This is a genomic window from Nesterenkonia aerolata, assembly GCF_031470965.1.
Lineage (GTDB): Bacteria > Actinomycetota > Actinomycetes > Actinomycetales > Micrococcaceae > Nesterenkonia > Nesterenkonia aerolata.
In genome coordinates this window covers 128,982-145,902 of sequence record NZ_JAVKGR010000003.1, presented here as the reverse complement: position 1 = coordinate 145,902, position 16,921 = coordinate 128,982, and the positions used below count along the sequence as shown (strand labels likewise).

Sequence of the window (16,921 nt, the reverse complement as noted above, 5' to 3'; positions counted from 1 at the left end):
CCGGTGTCACCGGTGGTGCTGGGAGCCGGGCAGCGGTCGCTGTGAGGTACCGCGCCAGGCGCGGTAGGCCCAGACTGTCATCACGATCACCACTGTCCAGGCCACCGCGACAGCGATGCCGCTGAGCAGTTCTGGAGCGGAGACGAACGCGCCGATGGCTACGAGGGAGGCTTGCCCCGGGACCGAGGCGATCAGTGAGGCGACCACGAAGTCGCGCTGCCCGACCCCGAAGGCACCTGCCCCGTAGTTCAGCGGCCAATACGGCAGACCGGGCAGCAGTCGCAGCATGAACACCGCTTGGAATCCGGCTTCGGAGAGGTGCTTCTCCACACGAGGCCCATAGCTGCCGAGCAGTCTGGAGATGGTCTCGTGGCCGAGCCCGCGGGCTGCCCAATACGCACCCCAGCAGCCGATCATCACGCCGATGACGGAGAGGATGCTGCCCTCGACGACGCCGAAGAGCACTCCCCCGGTGATCGCCATGATGGAGACCGGGATCGGGGTCATGGCGATCACCGCGTTGAGGCCGACGAACCCGAACCGTGCGCCCCAGCCCAGCGATTCGATCCAAGCACGCAACGTGCCCAAAGACGGCAGGCTGACGTTGAAGGCGACCCAGACCATCCCCAGGGCCAGGAGGAGCAGCCCCGCTCCGCGCAGGACGGTGCCCCAGGCGGGGCCGTCGGCGTCGACGGCGGACCGCTGATCTTCTCGAGGGGTATCGCTCACCCCACTACTGTAGGCGGCAGGCCAGCCGGGGCACGAGTGATACGCGGTCTGCCGGGCAGCCGGTGTTCTGAGAGAATACCCGGGTGAACGAGTCCCGTACCCCTGAGCCTGATGAACCGCACGCCGAAGCCTCTCCTGAGCCGACCCCTGAGGGATCTGAGCCGTCGGCCTCAGAGGATGAGTCGGCGTCAGAGGATGAGCAGCCCACACCGCAGCTGACCCAATCCCAGGTCACCCGTCTGCGTCAGCCGTTGGTCGGGATGGTGGTGACCGTGGTGGTCACCTTCGCTGCTGTGGGTGCGTTTCTGATGATGAACCCGGAGCCGACCCCGGATGAGCATCAGCGTGATGAAGACGTCGTCGCCGAGGCATATTTCGCCGCTGGGACTGCGGATTTCACCCCGATCGCGCCTGAGGTCGCCGAAGGATGGACCGCGAACTACGCCCGCTGGGAGGGCTCGGGAGAACACGGCGTGCCGTATTGGGAGGCCGGGTACACCACCGATGAGGTGTCGTTCTTCGGCTTCACCCAGACCGACCATGCGAACCCGACGTGGTTGAGCGCCGAGATCGCCAATGCCTCCCCGGCAGGCACTACCGAGTACGCCGATGTCGAGTTCGATGCCTTTGAGGGTGAGGATGAGCGGCGCTATTTCGTGCTGGAGGGTGACGCCAATGAGGTCGATGGCACTACTGTGGTGATCAACACCGATGCCTCTGAGGAGGAGGTGGCCTCCGGGATGGAGGCGGTGGTCGAGTCCCTCGGCCAGGAGGTGGAACTCGACGGCGACGAAGACGGGGCCGCTGACGGCGAAGACGTCGTGGAGTCGGAGGTCCCAGAGGAGGACTGATGACCCAGCAGCCCGGCTCCATCGAGCCTTTGGCACCGGCTGATGTGTGGGAGATCCTGCGCAGCGGCAATGAGCGGTTCGTATCAGGGGCGGTGGATCACCCGAACCAGAACGCCGAGCGGCGCAGTTCATTGACTGAATCCCAGCACCCGATGGCGGTGATCTTCGGCTGCTCCGACTCGCGCTTAGCCGCAGAGATCATCTTCGACGTCGGGTTGGGTGATGTCTTCGTCGTACGCACCGCCGGTCAGGTGATCGACGATGCGGTGCTGGGTTCCCTGGAGTTCTCAGTGGAGGAGTTGAAGACGCCGCTGATCGTCGTGCTGGGCCATGACTCCTGCGGTGCTGTGAAAGCAACCATCGAGGCGACCTCTTCGGGCACCACTCCTCCGGGCTATGTGCGCAGCCTGGTCGAGCGCATCACTCCCTCGGTGCTGCACGCCCGGCGCAACGGTTTCGAATCGGTCAATGACACGGTCGAGGAGCACGTCAAGCAGACTGCCGACCGGATCGTCGACAGCTCCCGGGTGCTGCATACGGCTATGCAGGAAGGGCGCGTGGCGATCATGGGGGTCACCTACCGGCTCGCTGAAGGTCGCGCCGACGTCGTCTCCTCTCTCGGCGAGGTCTGAGCCGCACTCACCTCCGTCCGGTCAGTCGCCGGGGCGGTCGTCCCGGAGGATCTCGGGCGGCTCGTCGCCGTCTTCCAGCTCCACCGGTCCGTCGCAGCCCCATTGGTCCTGGTGCTCGCATTCGCCGGAGACGTGCCGGCTCGAGGCTCGCCAGATGTCAGCCTCGCCCGGTGACGACTCCAATACGGCCGTGCCCTCGATCTCGGTCCAGTCCTCACCCTCGAGACGGAACTCGGCCACGAACTCCGTTGTCACCGTCACCGGGAACCTGCCCGTCTCGGTATACACGTGTGAGGTCACAGTCTCGGTATCAGTCAGGTTCACCGGCTCACCGCCGGGCCCAACCTCCGGCAAGGGACCACCCGACTCAGAAGTGGCCGCCGTGGCCCCGTCACCATAGTCCCAATGAAACTCTGTCGGGGTCGCTCGGATCTCGACCTGCTCCCCCAGGACTTCCTGAGTGACCGTCTGCTGATCGACCTCAGCATAGATATTGGTATGGCGATCGACATATCCAAACCCGAGCAGATCGGGCTCGAACTCCACCGAGGCCGGCTCCATCCCCAACTCCGCGAACCCTTCGCTGACCTGCACGGCGTCCCTGACGTAGGCGGCCACGTTCTCCTCCGTGACAGGTGTCCCGGCCGGTGCAGGAACCGACACCGGAGCTCCACCGCCGTCCAAGCCTCGGAACAACGCAGAACCTGCCGACTCGCCGAAGACCGTACCTGCAAAATCGAAACCGGTCTCCACTTCCGGAACTTCAGAATCCTGCGCTCCAGGCTCTGACTCCCCTAGCTCAGGAGCCGCAGGAGCTGGTGGCTCATAATCACCAGGTTCCTCCAGCTCAGCGTTAGGACGGGCATCTACCTCGAAGGATGTGTCTTCAGGTGCCGCCTCAGACGGTGACCCGGAAATCTCGGTGCGAACATTCTGCCGTTCATGGTCTTCGGCGCCCCCTGCCCCGCTGTCCTGAGTCTGAGGCGGTCTGGGAACTTCCTCGCGCTCAACTTCGATACGCACATTTCTGTCATCGATATCGGCACGATGGCTGTCGAAGACAGACTCCGGCGACAAAGAGACCGACAGTACGAAGGCCAACATCTCGATCATTCTTCAGGCTCGTCCATGATCTCCAACTGCAGGACTGACCACTGACCATCGAAGGCAAGATCGGCCTCCATACTCAGATCAGATTGTCCTTCGACCTCTTCTTGAAGGCCCTGGTCCGTATACGACTCGAACGCACCAGACGTCAGAGAGAACGCGACGACGACGATCTCATCCGTATCGCCCCAGATGTCTGTCATGTTCACTGAATATTCGTCCTGCACCCACCACGCGTCCTGTTCGTATACTTCTGTCGTCACATCGATCTCGTTCTTGCAGATCGCGCAGTCTTCTCCCGACACCTCCCGAACAGGGCCCGTATCACCCGTGTTGCGCGCGTGGTGAAGTCCTGCCCACCAATACTCCAGCGCTGCCACAGCGCCCTCTTCGGTGTCTTCGAACATGGCATCGGGTTTCTCCGGTTCGGGCCAGTTCTCTGCCGGACCACTAGAAGACGCCGGAACAGGCTCACGAGAATCAGCGCCATCGTCACTGCTGTCTTCGTCGTCTGAGCGCTCTTCAGCGGCATCATCTTCAACCGAGTCCTCATCAACCGCTTCGGCAGGCGCGGTGGACTCAGCATCACTTTCATCGGGTTCGCCTTCATCCCCGCAGCTGATCAGTAGTAGGCCCAGCGCTACAGCCGATGCCGCGGTGCGCAGCCGCCAGGTCATAGTCCGCGTCTCCTGACGCCCTCTGCCACGAGTTCCCCTCACAGCAGCGCTTTCCTCAGTCATCCATCCCCCAAGCCAGTCACATCTGTGCTCACGTAGGTTCTGTGTCAATACCGCCGAAGAGTGTGACCACACCCGACACCCCGGTTCCATCGCAGGCACCTGACCTGTGGAGAAACGCCGGAGCACAGACACTCTGCCCTTGATAGATGTGACGCTTGCCATATCTGTCGCAGTCGAGTAACGTCTCAGCTCAGATCCAATTCATCCGATCAATTTTGTTGAGTCTCGCCCTTTGCTGAAGGAGCCGCGCAGTGACCACTCACCCCAGCGTCGAGTCACCACCACCCGCCTCAGACACCGAAAAGTCCCGGGCCTTCCTCCATCCGGGCCTGAAGGTGCCGTTCATTCTGATCGTGGCCTGCTTCGCCGCCTGGGGCCTCGCCGGAAACCTCACCGATCCCCTCGTCTCCGTCTTCGGCTCAGTGTTCTCTATGAGCGCGCTGCAGTCCTCGCTGGTCCAGTTCGCCTACTACGGCGCCTACTTCGCGCTGGCGATCCCCGCCGCGTGGATCAACGCCCAACTCGGGTATAAGGGCGGCGTCCTCATCGGACTGCTGCTGGCCGCCACCGGAGGCCTCCTCTTCTTCCCGGCCTCCCAGGTGATGACCTACACGATGTTCCTCATCGCCCTGTTCACCCTCGCCGCAGGCCTCTCGATCCTGGAGACCTCGGCGAACCCCTTCGTCATGGCCATGGGGCCGGAGCACAACGCCACCCGGCGGCTGAACTTCGCCCAAGCCTTCAACCCGGTCGGCTCGAACCTCGGGGTGCTGCTCGCGGCGATCTTCATCCTTCCCCACGTCAACCCGGCCACCGCCGAAGACCGCGCCGCGCTCACCCAGTCCGAGCTGGAGACCATGCAGTCGGCAGAGCTCCAGGCCGTCATGGGCCCCTACATCGTCCTCGCCCTGCTCTACATCGCCTTGGCCATCGCCATCGGCATGGCCCGCCTACCCAAGCACCGCCCCCTGATGGCCGACCCCAAGGGCGAGGCCCAGGTACTCCCCGGCAACCGGCTGGTACGCCTGATGAAGAACCGCCGCTACTCCTTCGGCGTGATCGCCCAGTTCTTCAACATCGCCGCCCAGACCTGCATCTGGACCTTCACCCTGCACTACATGATGGAGAACATCGGCGCCGACGCCACCGTCGCCGGATACTGGCTGCAGGCCTCGCTGCTGGTCTTCCTGGTCTCCCGCTTCGTCATGGTCGCCCTGATGGGCCGCTTCGACCCGCGCCGCCTGATGACCATCATGTGCATCGTCGGCGTCGGGCTCTCCGTGATCGCCGTGGTCTCCGGCAACATCATCGGCGCCGTGGCCATCGTGCTGCTCAGCGCCTGCATCTCGCTGCTCTTCCCGACCATCTACGGCATCGCCCTGCAGGGACTCGGCCCGGACACCAAGTACGGTGCGGCCGGACTGGTCATGGCCATCGTCGGCGGCGCGCTGGTGCCGCTGATCCAGGGATGGGTCATCGACATCTCCTCGGCACAGGTGAGCTACCTGGTGGTGACCGTCTGCTTCCTGGTGATCGTGGCCTACGGGTTCTACGTGCTGAAGGTCGCACCGCTGGCCAGCGAGGAACCACCGGCCGAGGCGGAGTCCGCCGGCCTCGACTCGCCCAGGGAGTGATCCTCCAGCAGGGGCTAGTCCTCCAGGTCGACGGCGACCTGCGCGAGGTGGGTATGCATCGCCGCCCGCGCGGAGACGGGATCACCGGCCGCCACGGCGTTGAGCACCGCTCGGTGCTCGTGGTGGGTGATCTCCAGCCGCCCCGAACGGTGGATCGACTGCCACATACGCATCCGCAGCGTCGGCCGCGAGAGCGCGTCCAGCAACGCAGTGAGGATGGGGTTCCGAGAAAGCTCCGCCAGCCGGAGATGGAATTCCAGATCCACTGCCAGGGCCGCCTCGTGGTCGACGTCGCGGATGGCCGGCTCCGCGGTCTCCAACAGGTCACGCAGCCCCTCCACGTCCTCCTCAGAGCGGCGCACAGCAGCGATACCGGCGGATTCGACCTCCAGGGACCGGCGCACCGTGTGCAGATCCTGTGAGGACTTCCCGCCCTGGATGCTGGTCCAGAACACCAGAGGCTGCAGCAGCAGATGCGGATCCAGGGAGGTCACCGTGGTCCCGGACCCTTGGCGGGTCTCCAGGATGCCCATCGCCACCAGGGCTCGAACACCCTCCCTGAGGGAGCCGCGGGAGACCTCGAAGCGTTCGGCGAGCTCCGGCTCGACGGGCAGCCTCTCCCCGGGGCTGATCTCCCCACTGACGATCATCCCTTGGATCCCCTGGACGACGACGTCGTGCTGGGACGGCCGGCGGCCTGATTCCGACGGGACACTCTGCTGACTCACCGGCTCCTCCTCCACAGGCGATGACCCTCGGCCGGAGCCGACGGGGATGACACAAGCGAATAGTAGACTAGACTCCAATACATCTGATGAATCAGGAGGTTCACGGTGAACACCATCACGTCGATCGATCTGATCGATCTCCGCTTCCCCACCTCGGAGAGCCAGGACGGCTCGGACGCGGTGAACAAGGATGCGGACTACTCCGCCGCCTACCTCCGCCTGGTCACTGATGACCCCGCCGTCTATGGCTGCGGGTTCACCTTCACCATCGGCCGCGGCAACGACATCTGCCTGCAGGCCGTCGAGGCCATGGCCTCGACCCTGATGAACCGCCGCGTGGCCGACCTGTGCGACCACCCCGGGGAGATCTACCGGGAACTCGCCGCTGACTCGCAGCTGCGCTGGCTCGGGCCGGACAAGGGTGTGGTCCACCTGGCCCGTGCCGCGGTGATGAACGCGATCTGGGATATGGCCGCCCGCCGGGCGAAGAAACCGCTCTGGCAGTTCGTCTGCGATATGGAACCCGAGGCGCTGGTCGATGCCCTGGACATGACCTACCTCTCCGATGCCCTGACCCGCCAAGAGGCGGTGACTATGCTCCAGCAGCAGCGCCCGCAGCACCGCGAACGCATCAGCACGCTGCAGCACGAGGGTTTCCCCTGCTACACCACCTCCGCCGGGTGGCTCGGCTATTCGGACGAGAAGCTCGCCCGGCTCTGCCGTGAGGCCCTCGACGAGGGCTACCGTCACATCAAACTCAAAGTCGGCGCCGACGCCGCCGATGACGAGCGCCGCCTGAGCATCGCCCGTTCGGTGATCGGCCCCGAGACCCACCTGATGATCGACGCCAACCAGATCTGGGACGTCCCCGAGGCGATCGCCCGCGTCCGTGCTTTGGCCCATCATGATCTGCTCTGGATCGAGGAGCCCACCAGCCCGGACGATGTCCTGGGTCACCGTGCCGTGGCGGAGGCCGTGCGTCCTGAGGGCATCGGAGTGGCCACCGGCGAGCACGGCATGAACCGGGTGCTGTTCAAGCAGCTGCTGCAGGCCGATGCGGTGGACTTCGTGCAGATCGACTCCTGCCGTTTGGCCAGCATCAACGAGATCATCCCCGTGCTGCTGCTGGCGAAGAAGTACGGCAAACCGGTGTGTCCGCACGCCGGCGGCGTCGGGCTCTGCGAGTTGGTCAACCACCTGGTGATGATCGACTACATCGCCGTCTCCGGGCCGGTGGAGGGCCGGGTGGCTGAGTTCGTCGATCACCTCCACGAGCACTTCGTGGATCCCAGCATCGTCCGCGACGGCGCCTACACGCTGCCCCAAGCACCGGGGTACTCCTCCGAGATCCGCACTGAATCCCTGGCGGCCTGGGCCTGGCCCCACGGTACGGAGTGGGTCCGGCGCACTCAGGAGGCACCGGCGTGATCCGCGGCCCGCTGACCCACCCGGGGCTGCTCGGCGCGCTGGCCGCGGCCGGGCACGGCTCGCAGGTGCTCATCGCCGATGCCCTGTATCCGCATGCCACCGGTGCCTCACGGCACGTCCCGCGGGTGTATCTGAATCTCACGGCAGGGCTGGTGCCCGCGGCGGACGTCCTGGGCCTGGTGGCTGAGACGGTGCACGTGGAGGCTGCCACCTTCATGCTCACCGCCGACGGCGGCACATCTGCGCCAGTGCGTGAGTTCCAGTCGCAGCTCCAGGACCGCCGCCATGGCAGCGGGGAGCACGTGGCGTGGTCCGGACTTCCCCGCAATGAGTTCTACGCTGCCTGCCGCGGCGAGGACCTCTGTCTGCTCATCGCCACCGGTGAAGTCCGGCCCTACGCGAACCTGCTGCTGACAGTGGGGGTGCCGTGATGATCGACGCGCATCTGCACATCTGGTACACCTCCGAGGTGAGCATCGGCTGGATCGCCGAGGCTGGCCTTCCCGCCCGCGCAGAGATCCCCGAGAGCCCGGCCGACCACCGGTTCATCCTCGTCGAGGCCGATGCTGACGATCCGGCACAGGAGGCTCAGTGGCTGATCCACCGTGCCCAGAACGACCCTCGCGTGTATGGGATCATCGCAGGCGTCGATCCCCGGTCCGCGCACGCCGCGCAGACGATCCGTCAGCTGGCGCAGGTACCGGATGTCGTGGGCATCCGTCATGTGCTCCAGGACGACGCGCTGCTGAGTGAGGCCGCAGAAGGTCCCGGGGGATCATCTGCCCTGCACCAGCTGCTGGGTGTCGTGGCCGAGGTCGGCCTGCCCTTCGACGCCTGCGTACGGGCCTGGGAGCTTCCCGCACTGACCCGAGTCCTCACAGATCACCCCGAGGTCACCGTCGTCTTGGACCACCTCGGCAAGCCACCGCTGCAGCAGGGAACGGCACTGGATCAGTGGTTCGAGGATCTCGCCCGGCTCGCGGAACTTCCGCAGCTGCGGTGCAAACTCTCCGGGCTCCCGGCGGAGGCCGCAGATCGGGCTGCCCTAGACGAGTTCACCGCACCGCTCATCGAGCACGCGATCGAGGTCTTCGGACCAGAGCGCTGTCTGACCGGCAGCGACTCCCCGGTCAGCGGGGAGGCCAGGGAATGGTTCTTTCGCCTTGACGGGCTGATCCCCTCACCCTGGCGAGAACAGATCACCGAGACCACGGCAGCACTGACCTATCGGAGGCGAGGATGACCAGCACCCACGAACCTAACGCCTCTGACACGGCACGGTCTGAGATTCTCCGCCGGCTTCCGGCCAAGGTCCGCACGGCGTTCAGCACGCTCGGAGTCGGCGCCGCGCAATTCGGCAACCTCGGGCGCCCCACCGAGGAGGACTCCTGTCTGCAGGCTGTTGAGCTCGCCTGGGAACGCGGCCTGAGGTACTTCGATACCGCACCGCACTACGGCCTCGGGCTCTCCGAACGACGTCTTGGCCGGGCTCTGGCGTCTCGGCCCCGCGAGGAATCCGTAGTCTCCACCAAGGTCGGGCGTCTGCTGCGGGAGAACCCCGCCCCCACCGGTTCCGATGCACACAATGGATTCCACGTCCCCGACGACCTGCTCCGGGTCAGGGACTACACCGCTGAGGGCACTCTGCGCAGTCTTGAGGAGTCCCTGCTCAGGCTGGGCACCGACTCCGTGGACATCGTCTGGATCCATGACCCGGAGGAGCCTGACGACCGCTTCGATGAGGCACTGACCGGTGCAGTGCCGGCCTTGGAGCGGATGCGGGACGAGGGGGTGATCAGTGCCTGGGGCGTCGGCTCCAAGGATGCGGCGATGCTGCGCCGCTTCGTCGATCATGCCTCCCCGGATCTGCTCATGGTCTCCGGCCGATACACACTGCTTGAGCAGGAGCAGATCGGGCTGATGTCGGCATGCCTGCGTGAACAGGTGGGCGTGGTCGCGGTCAGCGTGTTCAACTCGGGCCTGCTGGCCCGAGAAGAACCGCCTGCTGAGGCATGGTACGACTACGGTCCGGCCCCGCAGCACATGCTTGACCGCGCCCGAGAGCTGGCAGCCGTCGCCCGAGAGCACGCGGTCACGCTGCCGGGTGCCGCCCTGGCCTTCCCGATGCGGCATCCGGCGGTGGTCAATGTGATGGCCGGGATGCGCAGTCCGGCACATGTCCAGCGCAATCTGGACCTTTTCGACACCCCCATCCCCGAGGATTTCTGGAACGACCTGCAGGCACGCGGCCTGCTGAAGGAGGACGCATGAGACTGTTCAGACGCGGTGCCCGCGGGCAGGAGACACCGCTGGCCGAGATCGACGGCACACTCTACGATGCCTCACCGGTCGGCGACTTCGGCCCGGCGTTCTGGGCCGGAGACGGTCCGTCACGGCTGCGGACCCTGGTGGCCGAGGGCGCGCTGGCAGAGGTGGATCCACAGACACTGTCCCGATACGGCTCCCCCGTCACCGCACCCTCTGCGGTGATCTGCATCGGGCAGAACTATGCCGCCCATGCGGCCGAATCCGGTGCGGAGCCGCCGCAGCGGCCCATCATCTTCCTGAAGACCCCGAACACCGTGGTCGGACCGGATGATGAGGTGACGATCGCCCGGGGTTCTCAGAAGACCGACTGGGAGGTGGAACTGGGCATCGTCATCGGTGCACCGGCCGAATACTGCACCTCACGGGATGAGGCCGCGGCCTGCATCGGTGGTTACGTGCTGGCCAATGACCTCTCCGAGCGGACCTTCCAGCTGGAGGACTCCGGCGGACAGTGGAGCAAGGGCAAGTGCAGCCCCGGCTATATGCCGCTGGGCCCGTGGATCGCCACCGCCGACGAGTTCGATCCCTCCGACGTCCGGCTGCGTTCCTGGGTCAACGGCGAGCCCCGTCAGGACTCGCGCACCTCAGACATGATCTTCGACTGCGCCGAGATCGTCCGGGACCTTTCCCAGTACATGCGCCTGGAGCCCGGAGATGTCATCTCCACGGGCACCCCGCAGGGTGTGGCGCTCTCGGGTCGCTTCCCCTACATCGGCGACGGTGATGTGGTCGAAGTGGAGATCGAGGGGCTGGGCCGACAGCGTCAGCAGTACCGTCAGTGGGAGGAGACCCGATGAGTACACGTTTCACCGGACGGTCCGCAGTCGTCACCGGAGGCGCCTCGGGCATCGGGGCCGCCATCGCCGAGCTCCTTTCCCAGGAGGGTGCGACGGTCACCGTGCTCGATCTTGTCGCCCCTGACGCCGCCTCGACTGCGCACCGGTGGCAGCAGTGCGACGTCTCCGATACCGAGTCTGTGGAGCGTGCCGTCGCCGCGGCCGCTGAGGAGGCCGGTGGGATCGATATCGTGGTCAACAACGCCGGCATCGGCGCCCAGGGTGATGTCACCGCCAACTCCGATGAGGAGTGGATGCGCGCCTGGAACATCAACGTCGTCGGCATGGCACGGGTGGCCCGCGCGGCACTGCCCTCTCTGCGCCGCTCCGACGCCGCCTCGATCACCAATACCGCCTCCATCGCCTCCACTGCGGGCCTGCCCCAACGGGTGCTGTACTCGGCGACGAAGGGAGCGGTGCTGTCGATGACTCAGGCGATGGCCGCCGATCACGTCCGCGAGGGCATCCGAGTCAACTGTGTGGCTCCGGGCACTGCTGATACCCCGTGGATCGGCCGGCTGCTCTCCCAGGCGGAGGACCCGGCGGCCGAACGGGCCGCGCTGGAGGCTCGCCAGCCGCACGGCAGGCTTGTCAGCGCCGAGGAGGTCGCCCGCGCAGTCGCCTATCTGGCGGATCCACAGAACCGCTCCAGCGTGGGGGTGTGTCTGGCCGTCGACGGCGGGATGGATGCGCTGCGTCTGCGTCCGCAGTGAACTGAGACCGCGTAGCCGGTGGTCGCTGCTTCGCCGCTTCAGGGTAGTGCCGACTTCACAGTGGCACTACGAGGGGTGGCGACCACCGGACACCTCCATAGAATGGCCCTATGACTGAGAACTCAGCTGAGACCGAATACCGTATCGAGCACGACACGATGGGCGAGGTGAAGGTTCCCGCCCACGCGCTCTACCGCGCACAGACCCAGCGCGCGGTGGAGAACTTCCCGATCTCCGGGCGCACTCTGGAGCGCGCCCACATCGAAGCCCTCGCCCGGGTGAAGAAGGCCGCGGCCCGCGCCAACGTCGAACTCGGCGTCCTCGATCAGGAGCTGGCCGAGGCGATCGCCTCCGCCGCTGAGCAGGTCGAGTCCGGAGCCCTCGACGAGCACTTCCCCATCGACGTGTTCCAGACCGGCTCCGGGACCTCCTCCAATATGAACACCAACGAGGTGCTGGCCACGCTGGCTAACCGCTCGCTGAAGGCGAAGGGCTCGGACAAGGAAGTCCACCCCAACGACCACGTCAACGCGTCCCAGTCCTCGAACGACGTCTTCCCCACCTCAGTGCACGTGGCGGCCACCTCGGCACTGATCAATGACCTCACCCCCGCCCTGACCCACCTGGCCAAGGCGCTGGAGGCCAAGGCCGAAGAGTTCAAGGATGTGGTGAAGTCCGGGCGCACCCACCTGATGGATGCCACCCCGGTCACTCTCGGCCAGGAGTTCTCCGGCTACGCCGCGCAGATCCGCTACGGGATCGAACGCATCAACGCGGCCCTGCCGCGGGTGGCCGAGGTCCCGCTGGGCGGCACCGCCGTCGGCACCGGCATCAACACCCCGATCGGCTTCGCGGAGAAGGCCATTCGTCACCTGGCTGAGGACACCGGCCTGCCGCTGACCGAGGCCCGCGACCACTTCGAGGCCCAGGCCAACCGCGACGGTCTGGTCGAGGCCTCCGGCCAGCTGCGCACCATCGCCTACTCGCTGATGAAGATCAACAACGACCTCCGCTGGATGGGCTCCGGACCGAACACCGGTCTCGGCGAGCTGCGGATCCCGGACCTGCAGCCCGGCTCCTCGATCATGCCCGGCAAGGTGAACCCGGTCATCTGCGAATCCGCCATCCAGGTCTGCGCGCAGGTCATCGGCAATGACACCACTGTGGCGCTGTCCTCGACCAACGGAGCCTTCGAGCTCAACGTCGGCATCCCGGTTATGGCGGCGAACCTGCTCGAGTCGATCCGTCTGCTGACCAACACCAGCTACGTGATGGCCGATAAGATGATCTCCGGCCTGACCGCCGACGAGGAGCGCTGCGGCTTCTTCGCAGGGGCCTCCCCCTCTGTGGTCACGCCGCTGAACAAGCACATCGGCTATGAGGCCGCGGCGAAGATCGCCAAATACGCGGTCACCGAGAAGAAGACCGTGCGCGAGGCCGTCGTCGAGCTCGGTTACCTGGAGCGTGGTGAGCTCACCGAGGAGCAGCTGGACTCCGCTTTGGACGTGAAGTCCATGACCCAGCCCGGCTGATCAGTCTGCGCTGAACTGCCGACACCGGCACAGCACCACCGGCCCCGTTTCCCCGTCTCAGAACCCTGCCTGACACGGGGAAACGGGGCCGGTGCTGGTGTGTCATGGCGTCCCGGTGAAGAAGCGTGCCGGCGCCCCGGCGTCGACGGCCCAGCTGATGACCATGCGCTGATCGTCGTTGATCGGCTCCGGCAGCGCGGAGACCGGGAACCAGCCGACGTCGACGGACTCGTCATCATTGACCCTCGGAGTCCCGCCGAGAGGCTCCATCTCCAGGACCGTATCCAGGTATCGGCACTGATCACCGTGCGGGTACTGCACCAGGTGAGTGGCGAAGACCCCGGCCACGCGCACGGGGCGGGCCTGCACGGCCGTCTCCTCCTCGATCTCGCGGACCGCGCCCTCAGCTGGCTGCTCGCCGGGGTCGAGGATTCCGGAGGTCACCGTCCACCGGCCGGAATCGCTGCGCCGGACCATGAGCACTTCCGGCTCGGCTCCGCTGCGCCGGACCACCACGCCCCGGACCGCTGGGATCCACAGCTCAGCGGTGCCGATATGGGTGCGCAGCTCACGGATGAAATCAGGTGTGGGCACGGCGGGCTCCTCCAGACGCGATCATCTCTATCAGTTCACCATAGGACCGAAACCTCACCAGAGGACCAGAACCAACCCGGAGCCCACAAGCAGGAACGGGCCGAAGGGGATCCGGGTGCGGCGCCCGGCACGTCGGGTGAGTACCAACATGACGGAGACCACTCCACCGAGGAGGAAGGACAGCATCACAGCCGCGAGGACAGCGCCCCATCCGAGGAACCCGGTCCACAGCCCCAGACCAAGTACGAGTTTCACATCCCCCATGCCGATCGACGGCGGGTGAATCAGCTTCACCACAAGAAAACACGAGGACCACACCACACCGGCGAGCAGCGCACGGACCCAGGAGCCGATCTCATCACCGCTGGCCGCGACCACCAGCAGGAGCAGCACTGAGGCCAGCGTCCACGGGTAGACGATACGGTTCGGCAGGCGGTGCTCCCGCAGATCCACCACCGCCAGCGCCGCAGCACACACCGCAGAGCCCACCAGCCCCAGCAACAGCACCACAGCCCCTACGACGGCAGCACCGCCGGAGCTGAACATCTCACCGAGCAGTCCGATCACAGAGCTCACTCTAGGCCGCGGACAGCCGTGACGCCGGCGTCGGCTGCGGCGTTGTGGAATACGCCAGGGCATAGACAGGGCATAGACACCGGATAGACGGCGGCTGTGGAGGAGACTGAACAGCGCCCGGGACGGCATCCGGCGGTGCGGCGTGCTCGGTAGACTGGAAGCTCCGAACAGCTCACCAAGCAGTTCGCCGTCGGCCCTGACCCACCAGCACCGGGAGGCTTCTGTGGCCCGCACCCTCGACCCCACCCCTGGAGACGAGAGCCCCGGGGACTCCTGGGGCGCCATCGCCCGTGACGCCCGCAGCGGCACTCTGGGCATCATGACTCCGCTGCTGATCCTGCTGGCAGTGATGTGGGGGCTGCACGTGGTGAACTTCATCAGCGGCGGCTGGCTCAGCACCACGCTCGGTCTGCGTCCACGCAGCCTCGAGGGGCTGACCGGCATCCTCTTCGCCCCGGTGCTGCACGGCGGTTGGACCCACCTGATCGGCAATTCAGTGGCCCTGCTGATCCTCGGGGCGATCGCCGCCGTCGTCACCGGCAAGCTGATGAAGATCACCACTATGCTCTGGCTGCTCGGCACAGCGGTGCTCTGGGTGATCGGCACACCCGGAGTGCATATCGGCGCCTCGATCCTCGTCTACGGCTACGCCACCTTCCTGGTGGTCTATGGCTGGGCCGCGCGGCGTCCGCTGCCGATCCTCGCCGCCCTGCTGGTGCTGGCCGGTTACCTGGTGCCGTTCCTCATCGGGCTGCTGCCGCAGAGCGGCATCTCCTGGACAGGTCACCTGGCCGGTGCCGCCGGCGGAGTCATCGCAGCACTGGGCAGCACCCGGCAGATCCGTGCCGAGCGGGAACACCGCCGTGCCCTGAAATACGCCAAGAAGCTGGACAAATACCGCTGACCCCTCAGGCCCCGCTCCGCAGAGGGAACGAGGCCTGAGGGGTCACACCGGAGAGGCCGCAGACTGAGGGCCGGGGTCGGTCTCAGAGTCAGCGCCCTGTCAGCGCCCTGTCAGCGCCCTGTCAGTGCTCCGTCAGTGCTCTTCGAGCAGATCCGTCACCAGGGCGGCGATCCGCGAACGCTCCGAACGGGTCAGCGTCGTGTGGCCGAACAGCGGGTTGCCCTTGAGGATCTCCACCACCGCGGCGATCCCATCGTGCCTGCCCACCCGCAGGTTGTCGCGCTGAGCGACATCATGGGTGAGCACGATCTTCGAATGTTGCCCCATCCGGCTCATCACCGTCAGCAGCACATTGCGCTCCAGGGACTGCGCCTCATCGACGATCACAAAGGCATCGTGCAGCGAGCGCCCCCGGATGTGGGTCAGCGGCAGCACCTCCAGCAGTCCGCGGGAGACCACCTCGTCGAGCACGTTCTCCGAGACCACCGCACCCAAGGTGTCATAGACGGCCTGGCCCCAGGGGTTCATCTTCTCCGCCTCCGAACCGGGCAGGTAGCCCAGCTCCTGGCCGCCGACGGCGTAGAGCGGACGGAAGACGATGATCCGCTTATGCTCGTTGCGCTCCAGCACCGCCTCCAGCCCGGCGCACAGGGCCAGCGCAGACTTCCCCGTTCCCGCGCGGCCGCCCAGGGAGACGATGCCGACCTCGGAATCCCGGAGCATATCGATGGCCAGCCGCTGCTCCGCCGAGCGGCCGTAGAGGCCGAAGACGTCCGAATCCCCGCGCACCAGGTGGACCTCACCGTCGGCGTGCAGCCGTCCGAGCGCGGAACCGGTGCCTGACTGCATCACCAGCCCGGTGTTCGTCGGCAGGCCCTGCGCCTGCTCCAGCGTGGCCCGCTCCGTGGAGTACAGCGTGGAGAGCTCCTCATCGGTGACGCTCACCGTCTCCAAGCCGGTCCAGCCGGAGTCGGCCACCCATTCGTTGCGGTATTCGTCGGCGTCGAGCCCCATCGCTGAGGCCTTCACCCGCATCGGCAGGTCCTTCGACACCACGGTGACGTCGCGGCCCTCATCGGCGAAGCTCTTGGCCACCGCCAGGATGCGGGAGTCGTTATCACTGCCGCGGAATCCGTGCGGCAGCACCTCCAGGGATATGTGGTTGAGCTCCACCAGCAGTGTGCCGCCCTCCTGGTTCAGCGACACCGGCCGGTTCAGGGTTCCGTGGGTGATCCGCAGCTCGTCCAGCAGCCGCAGCGCGGACCGCGCATAGTAGCCCAGTTCGGAATCGTGGCGTTTGTGCTCCAGCTCAGAGATCACGACCACCGGGACGACGACGTCGTGTTCGGCGAACCGGGTGATCGCTCGGGGGTCGGAGAGCAGAACCGAGGTGTCCAGGATGTAGGTCTTCTGCGCGACAGCCCCAGCGACGACGGCATCGACGTCGTCGGTGGGTGAGAGGACCGGCTCGGCGGTCTCAGTGGCCAAGGCGTCCTGGGAGGTGCTGACAGCGGTCACGGTGACTCCAGACCCGGGGCGCACAGGCCCCGCGCATCGATCGGTGGTGGTCAGAGCGGCCGCGGGGCCGG

18 protein-coding genes are annotated in these 16,921 nt (G+C 66.1%); 11 read left to right on the top strand and 7 right to left on the bottom strand.

Annotated features, from left to right (window positions below):
* Window positions 1-6 precede the first annotated feature (6 nt).
* Complete coding sequence (locus RIL96_RS04720; RefSeq protein ID WP_310547853.1) at window positions 7-729, bottom strand: TVP38/TMEM64 family protein; 723 nt, start codon at window positions 727-729, stop codon at window positions 7-9.
* Between the two features lie 83 nt (window positions 730-812).
* On the opposite strand from RIL96_RS04720, the gene RIL96_RS04715 reads away from it, so the two are divergent.
* Window positions 813-1,580, top strand: coding sequence for a DUF4245 family protein (locus RIL96_RS04715; RefSeq protein ID WP_310547852.1), 768 nt, complete (start codon window positions 813-815; stop codon window positions 1,578-1,580).
* On the top strand, window positions 1,580-2,212 hold the full coding sequence (locus RIL96_RS04710) for a carbonic anhydrase (RefSeq protein WP_310547851.1): 633 nt from the start codon (window positions 1,580-1,582) through the stop codon (window positions 2,210-2,212). The genes RIL96_RS04715 and RIL96_RS04710 overlap by 1 nt, the downstream gene beginning before the upstream one ends.
* A gap of 21 nt (window positions 2,213-2,233) precedes the next feature.
* On the opposite strand, the gene RIL96_RS04705 is transcribed toward RIL96_RS04710, so the two are convergent.
* Both RIL96_RS04705 and RIL96_RS04700 read right to left on the bottom strand, forming a co-directional pair.
* On the bottom strand, window positions 2,234-2,875 hold the full coding sequence (locus RIL96_RS04705; RefSeq protein ID WP_310547850.1) for a hypothetical protein: 642 nt from the start codon (window positions 2,873-2,875) through the stop codon (window positions 2,234-2,236).
* 446 nt (window positions 2,876-3,321) lie between these two features.
* Complete coding sequence (locus RIL96_RS04700; protein ID WP_310547849.1) at window positions 3,322-3,996, bottom strand: DUF6318 family protein; 675 nt, start codon at window positions 3,994-3,996, stop codon at window positions 3,322-3,324.
* A 314-nt stretch (window positions 3,997-4,310) separates the two neighbouring features.
* On the opposite strand from RIL96_RS04700, the gene fucP reads away from it, so the two are divergent.
* Window positions 4,311-5,693: an L-fucose:H+ symporter permease gene (gene fucP / locus RIL96_RS04695; protein WP_310547847.1), complete on the top strand. Its 1,383-nt coding sequence runs from the start codon at window positions 4,311-4,313 to the stop codon at window positions 5,691-5,693.
* Between the two features lie 14 nt (window positions 5,694-5,707).
* Here the strand turns inward: fucP and RIL96_RS04690 are convergent, their stop codons facing one another.
* A complete protein-coding gene (locus tag RIL96_RS04690; RefSeq protein ID WP_310547846.1) occupies window positions 5,708-6,421 on the bottom strand; it encodes a FadR/GntR family transcriptional regulator in 714 nt (237 codons plus the stop codon).
* A 105-nt stretch (window positions 6,422-6,526) separates the two neighbouring features.
* On the opposite strand from RIL96_RS04690, the gene RIL96_RS04685 reads away from it, so the two are divergent.
* From RIL96_RS04685 to RIL96_RS04655, 7 genes are all read left to right on the top strand, one after another.
* Window positions 6,527-7,849, top strand: coding sequence for an enolase C-terminal domain-like protein (locus tag RIL96_RS04685; protein ID WP_310547845.1), 1,323 nt, complete (start codon window positions 6,527-6,529; stop codon window positions 7,847-7,849).
* A complete protein-coding gene (locus RIL96_RS04680) occupies window positions 7,846-8,280 on the top strand; it encodes an RbsD/FucU domain-containing protein (RefSeq protein WP_310547844.1) in 435 nt (144 codons plus the stop codon). Before RIL96_RS04685 ends, RIL96_RS04680 begins: the two co-directional genes overlap by 4 nt.
* Window positions 8,280-9,092, top strand: a complete 813-nt coding sequence (locus tag RIL96_RS04675; RefSeq protein ID WP_310547843.1) for an amidohydrolase family protein — start codon at window positions 8,280-8,282, stop codon at window positions 9,090-9,092. Before RIL96_RS04680 ends, RIL96_RS04675 begins: the two co-directional genes overlap by 1 nt.
* Window positions 9,089-10,120: an aldo/keto reductase gene (locus RIL96_RS04670; protein WP_310547842.1), complete on the top strand. Its 1,032-nt coding sequence runs from the start codon at window positions 9,089-9,091 to the stop codon at window positions 10,118-10,120. Before RIL96_RS04675 ends, RIL96_RS04670 begins: the two co-directional genes overlap by 4 nt.
* Window positions 10,117-10,974 (top strand): fumarylacetoacetate hydrolase family protein, encoded by an 858-nt coding sequence (locus tag RIL96_RS04665; RefSeq protein ID WP_310547841.1) that lies wholly within the window; start codon window positions 10,117-10,119, stop codon window positions 10,972-10,974. Before RIL96_RS04670 ends, RIL96_RS04665 begins: the two co-directional genes overlap by 4 nt.
* A complete protein-coding gene (locus RIL96_RS04660) occupies window positions 10,971-11,726 on the top strand; it encodes an SDR family NAD(P)-dependent oxidoreductase (RefSeq protein ID WP_310547840.1) in 756 nt (251 codons plus the stop codon). The genes RIL96_RS04665 and RIL96_RS04660 overlap by 4 nt, the downstream gene beginning before the upstream one ends.
* Before the next feature lie 110 nt (window positions 11,727-11,836).
* Window positions 11,837-13,258, top strand: a complete 1,422-nt coding sequence (locus RIL96_RS04655; RefSeq protein ID WP_310547839.1) for a class II fumarate hydratase — start codon at window positions 11,837-11,839, stop codon at window positions 13,256-13,258.
* Between the two features lie 102 nt (window positions 13,259-13,360).
* On the opposite strand, the gene RIL96_RS04650 is transcribed toward RIL96_RS04655, so the two are convergent.
* Together RIL96_RS04650 and RIL96_RS04645 are read right to left on the bottom strand one after the other, a co-directional pair.
* The gene (locus RIL96_RS04650) at window positions 13,361-13,852 is read right to left on the bottom strand and encodes an NUDIX hydrolase (RefSeq protein ID WP_310547838.1); all 492 of its coding nucleotides are present in this window, start codon (window positions 13,850-13,852) and stop codon (window positions 13,361-13,363) included.
* Between the two features lie 54 nt (window positions 13,853-13,906).
* Window positions 13,907-14,419 (bottom strand): prepilin peptidase, encoded by a 513-nt coding sequence (locus RIL96_RS04645; RefSeq protein ID WP_310547837.1) that lies wholly within the window; start codon window positions 14,417-14,419, stop codon window positions 13,907-13,909.
* A 232-nt stretch (window positions 14,420-14,651) separates the two neighbouring features.
* On the opposite strand from RIL96_RS04645, the gene RIL96_RS04640 reads away from it, so the two are divergent.
* Window positions 14,652-15,332 carry a rhomboid family intramembrane serine protease gene (locus RIL96_RS04640; protein WP_310547836.1) on the top strand — a complete coding sequence of 227 codons (681 nt, stop codon included), beginning with the start codon at window positions 14,652-14,654 and terminating at the stop codon, window positions 15,330-15,332.
* A 132-nt stretch (window positions 15,333-15,464) separates the two neighbouring features.
* Here the strand turns inward: RIL96_RS04640 and phoH2 are convergent, their stop codons facing one another.
* Window positions 15,465-16,850: an RNA 5'-3' helicase PhoH2 gene (gene phoH2 / locus RIL96_RS04635; RefSeq protein WP_310547835.1), complete on the bottom strand. Its 1,386-nt coding sequence runs from the start codon at window positions 16,848-16,850 to the stop codon at window positions 15,465-15,467.
* Window positions 16,851-16,921 lie beyond the last annotated feature (71 nt).